This window comes from Gilliamella sp. GillExp13 (assembly GCF_001690815.1).
GTDB classification, from domain to species: domain Bacteria; phylum Pseudomonadota; class Gammaproteobacteria; order Enterobacterales; family Orbaceae; genus Gilliamella; species Gilliamella bombi.
Map to the genome: position 1 here is coordinate 1 of NZ_LZHJ01000033.1, position 4934 is coordinate 4934.

General features: G+C 33.0%; 5 protein-coding genes. 4 read left to right on the forward strand and 1 reads right to left on the reverse strand.

Annotated features, from left to right (window positions below; genetic code table 11):
- The first annotated feature begins 184 nt into the window (after nucleotides 1-184).
- Both A9G37_RS02960 and grxB read left to right on the forward strand, forming a co-directional pair.
- The gene (locus A9G37_RS02960) at nucleotides 185-811 is read left to right on the forward strand and encodes a Pr6Pr family membrane protein (protein WP_065574569.1); all 627 of its coding nucleotides are present in this window, start codon (nucleotides 185-187) and stop codon (nucleotides 809-811) included.
- Nucleotides 808-1458 (forward strand): glutaredoxin 2, encoded by a 651-nt coding sequence (gene grxB / locus A9G37_RS02965; protein ID WP_065574570.1) that lies wholly within the window; start codon nucleotides 808-810, stop codon nucleotides 1456-1458. Before A9G37_RS02960 ends, grxB begins: the two co-directional genes overlap by 4 nt.
- A 115-nt stretch (nucleotides 1459-1573) precedes the next feature.
- On the opposite strand, the gene A9G37_RS02970 is transcribed toward grxB, so the two are convergent.
- Nucleotides 1574-2614 (reverse strand): tagatose 1,6-diphosphate aldolase, encoded by a 1041-nt coding sequence (locus tag A9G37_RS02970; RefSeq protein ID WP_065560449.1) that lies wholly within the window; start codon nucleotides 2612-2614, stop codon nucleotides 1574-1576.
- A gap of 239 nt (nucleotides 2615-2853) precedes the next feature.
- Between A9G37_RS02970 and A9G37_RS02975 the strand changes: the two genes are divergently transcribed.
- Complete coding sequence (locus tag A9G37_RS02975) at nucleotides 2854-4170, forward strand: MFS transporter (protein WP_065574571.1); 1317 nt, start codon at nucleotides 2854-2856, stop codon at nucleotides 4168-4170.
- Nucleotides 4171-4516: 346 nt separating this feature from the next.
- A partial coding sequence (locus tag A9G37_RS02980; RefSeq protein WP_141671027.1) for a helix-turn-helix domain-containing protein occupies nucleotides 4517-4934 on the forward strand: 418 nt, incomplete at its 3' end.

The window sequence follows — 4934 nt, forward strand, 5'->3', positions numbered from 1 at the left end:
CATATTTATTTTTATATCACTCAGTAGACATTAGTTAGTATGTTTTAGTTAAATTGCATTTTATTTATATATTAAAAACTGATTATTTTAAATTATTTGCATTAATTTAAAATAATCAGTTAACTTTTTGCTTTTATACTGTTTGGTGTATACTGATGTACTGTTTTATCTATATTTATTTTTTATGCTAAAGCGAAGTATTAATCTTTTTATAGCACTGTTTGCTATCGCAATTATTGCCATGGAAACTTATATTTATTGGCATACAAAGTTTCGTCCTTGGCAACCAGAATCTTCCATAGGTCGATTAATTTATTATTATAGCTTTTTTACGGTGTTATCAAATTTGATGCTGGCATTAAGTTGTTTGTGGCTATCTGTTAACCCCAATTGTAATCGATATAGTTTTAAAGTTATTCGCTTAAATGGTTTGGCTGGTGTGATTATAACGGCTATTGTGTATAATTTAGTGTTAAGAGGTATCCATACCCCGCCTAATGTATTAATGAAAATCACTAACGAAAGTTTACATGCTGTTATACCTGCTTTGGGTTTATTAAGTTGGCTGATTTGGGGACCATTTAGACGCATCAACGTTCATGTCATTATAGGATCAATATTATCAATGCTATCTTACGGCATTTATATTTTTGTCCGAGGTCATTATACTAATCAATATCCATACCCTTTTATTAATGTTGTACGAATCGGTTATCCCAAAGCTTTGTATGCTTCAAGTATTGTTTTTTTATTATTTTTGGGGTTAGTTTTTTTATTATGGGCGGTTGAACGCTTAAGGAAGCGAAAATGAAACTGTATATTTATGAGCATTGCCCTTTTTGTGTTAGGGCTAGAATGATTTTTGGTCTAAAAAATATACCGGTTGAAAAACAGGTATTATTGAGTGATGATTTTCAATCGCCAGAGCGTATGATTGGTGAAAAAATGGTGCCTATTTTACAAAAAGATGATGGTAGCTATATGCCTGAGAGTTTAGTCATTGTTGATTATGTTGATAACAATTATGGCGATAAACCCATTTTAACAGGTCCTAGATCGCCAGATATCACAGATTTAATAAAACAGTTGCAACAATATGATTATAAGTTAGTGTGTCCACGTTATATAAAACTAGGTTTAGCTGAGTTTGCGACACAAAGTGCTATCGATTCTTTTGTTAATAGTAAATCAAAAAAAATGGGATCGTTTGATGAATGTTTGATGCAAACGGATTCATTAGTGTCTGCCGTATCTGCTATATTAAATAAACTTGAGTTATTGATTGTGTCACCAGATGCATGTAATGGACAATTATCTTTAGATGATATCTGTTTGTTTCCAGTTTTACGTAATTTGACGTGTGTTAAAAGCTTAACTTTTTCATCTAAAATTAAGGATTACCTACAATCAATGGCTAAATTTAGTAAAGTTGATCTATTTTTTGATAAAGCTATTTAATGATTAAAAATGCGGATCTTGCTATTTTTGTTTGATATTAAATCATGGTTCTAAAACGAGGTATTAAAAAGAACAGGAAAAATAGGAATAAACCTGTTCTTTTTTGTTTTAGCAATTAATTACCTAATTTAACATCAATCACTTCAATATTATCTTTACCACCATAGATATCGTACCAAGGTGTTGCATATTGTTTTAATATCTTATTGAGATGCTCAACATTTTCACGACCAGTTTGATCTAACCAAAGTTTTAACCCTTCTTTGCCTCCATTAGCATAGGCCGCAACACCTTCAAACCATGTTGCTCTACCTCCAAGGATGCCGCTATATTTAGCGCCATTTTCACCAGCAAAAATAAGTTCTTGGTGGAAGGTCTTTGTTGGTACGCCAGCACTTAAATAGATAAAAGGGCGGGTTGCTACTTCACTTGCTTGTTTAAAATAGTCAGCAGCTTGTTTTTGTGTGTAAACAACTACATTGTTGTCGTTAAAGCCTTCTACATTCTTAAACAATACGGGAACTTCGACTTTTAAAATATCAATATAATACTGCTCTTTAGTGAACTCTTTTATTGTATTGATGACTTTTTGAGGTTTAATTTTTGCAAATTCAGGACTTTTATCATCGGTTATCACGTTATCATATACAATCGGTTCAACAAATACAGGAATATCAGCAGCTCTAGCTTCATTGCCTAAACGTTCTAAAAAAGCATGTTTTTTGTCTAAAATATCTTGAGGATCATCTGGATTATAATAAACCAATACTTTTGCAGCATCGGCACCTTTTTTTATTAGGCGTTGTAATGAATCCTCAGGCAAAATATCGGGTAATCGTCCTGGAGTACTAGCATCATATCCTGTTTTTTCGTATGACATGATTAATCCAGCATTGCTATTTTTAGCCGCCATGCCTTTAAAACCATATTCTTCATCTAACAAAATTGCACTAACATATTTAGTTAATTCTTGAGAGACAAGTTCTTTAAATTCATACACCATATCGATATGATAACGATCTTTCCCCACAGCAGATTCCATCATTTTAACCATTGAACCGCGTTGATCAATCGCTAATGCTGCAATAATGCCATCTTGGTTTGATAACTGCTGCATACGTGTAAATTTACCACGAGAAATACATTTTTTAGCCATTTTATAGCTCTCCGTTTAGTAAGATGTATTATTGTAGTTCTTTTATTTGGTTGTTTATTAATCATTTGTGCTAGTTTTAAAGATATGCTTAATTTTAATAAATTCAATTGTTATATAGTGGCATTATGATTGAGTTAAATTATTACTTAATTTGTTATCTTCTTTTAAAAGATTAAGTGTTAGAGTATAGTAGTTAAAAATATTAAACTGTTTGTAAACAATAATTTACAAGGATGAACATGCCAAAAGTACTCCATACACCGACAAGAACTCTAAATGCTCAGGATTATAAAACGTTGTCGCTTTCTGCATTAGGTGGAGCATTAGAATTTTATGATTTTATTATTTTTGTCTTTTTTTCTATAACCATTAGTCACCTTTTTTTCCCGAATGATATGCCTGATTGGCTGAGCCAAGTACAGACCTTTGGTATTTTTGCTGCTGGATATTTAATACGCCCATTGGGTGGAATTGTTATGGCGCACTTTGGCGATCGATTTGGTCGCAAAAGGATGTTTACGCTAAGTATACTGCTTATGGCATTACCAACACTATTTATAGGTTGTTTACCTACGTATATTAATATTGGTATTTTTGCACCTTTATTGTTACTGCTTATGCGATTATGTCAAGGCCTAGCTGTAGGAGGAGAAGTTCCTGGCGCTTGGACTTTTGTATCTGAGCATGTACCGAAAAATAAAATTGGATTGGCATGTGGAATATTAACAAGTGGATTAAGCCTAGGTATTTTGATCGGTTCGCTAGTTTCAACGGCCATGAATAAGTGCTTATCTTCGGAACAACTTATTGATTGGGGATGGCGCATACCATTTATAGTTGGCGGTGTCTTTGGATTGATAGCAATGTATTTACGTCGTTGGTTAAAAGAAACACCAATTTTTCTGGAAATGCAAAATCGTAAACAACAAGAATTAGCTAAAAAAATACCAGTGCTCACTGTATTAACGGGGTATTTGCCTCAAACTATTTTATCCATGCTACTCACTTGGGTGTTGTCTGCTGGTATTATGGTTATTATGCTAATGACACCAATTTTATTACAAAAGCAATTTGGTTATTCAGCGATTGATGCGTTGCAAGGAAATATATTAGGCATCATTGGACTAATTATAAGTTGTACATTTTATGGAATGATGATGGATAAATTTGCTATGGGGAAAGTGATGTTAATAGGTTGTGTTATTGCAACTATTGTTATTGCTATTTTTTATCTTTCATTAGATAACCCACATCTTTTATTTATTACTTATTCTTTAGCAGGTTTTAGTGTTGGTATTGTAGGCTCTTTTGCTTATTTTATGGTGAGAGTGTTTCCTACCCAGATTCGTTACAGTGGTGTATCATTTTCATTTAATATGGCTTACGCTATTGCGGGCGGATTAACACCTCTGTTGATCTCCTTTTTGAGTGATTTTGTTAGCAAAATGGCGCCAGCTATTTATGTTATTGGATTATTTGGATTTGGTGCATTGGTTGGATTATATTTATTTATAAAGGATAACAGTCAAAAGTATATAGCTAAAGATATTGCATAATAAATGCTGACCGTAGAATTTTAATTATTATTTAATAATATGTTGAAATGGAAAGTATAAAAATTTATTCTTGCTTTCCATTTACCCGACTTACCTTATATTCAAACCTGCCAGATTTATTTAAACGATATATCACTTATTTTGTTAAAAACTTTCAGGAAAGGCTACGTTTTAGTATGGCTTATTAAATAATCAACACTATTAAATAAAATTGTGAAACAACTCTAATTTTTTAAGGGAAAACCTGGATTCAAACATGAAGTGCAATTTTAAACACGGTGGAGTGAAGAAAGTAGAAAGGTGATTTATACTAGCACCTTCGCACCACCACAGTTTGGAGATTGCTATGCATTATAATCACCTTTCTAGAAAGGAAAGATACCAAATTTTCGTATTATTACAAGCCGGAAAGAATAAAAAAGAGATAGCCCAGCTACTCAATAGACATCCTTCGACAATAAGTCGAGAGATAAAAAGAAACTCAAAACCTAATCAAGCCTATCAAGCACATGATGCGGTAACCCTAGCTAGGAAAAGGCGAAAAAACAGCGGTAATGGTAAGCCAATAGAGTCTTCGGTATGGCGCCAAGTTGAAAAATACCTCATGCTTTATTACAGCCCAGAGCAGATTGCCGCACGTTTAGAGAAAGTCAGCGTCCAATCAATCTATAACTATCTTTATCAAAATAAAGCGCGCTATGAACAATTCAAACCTTATCTAAGGCGAAAAGGCAAAGCCTATAGGCATTGTAAGGCACCGAGTA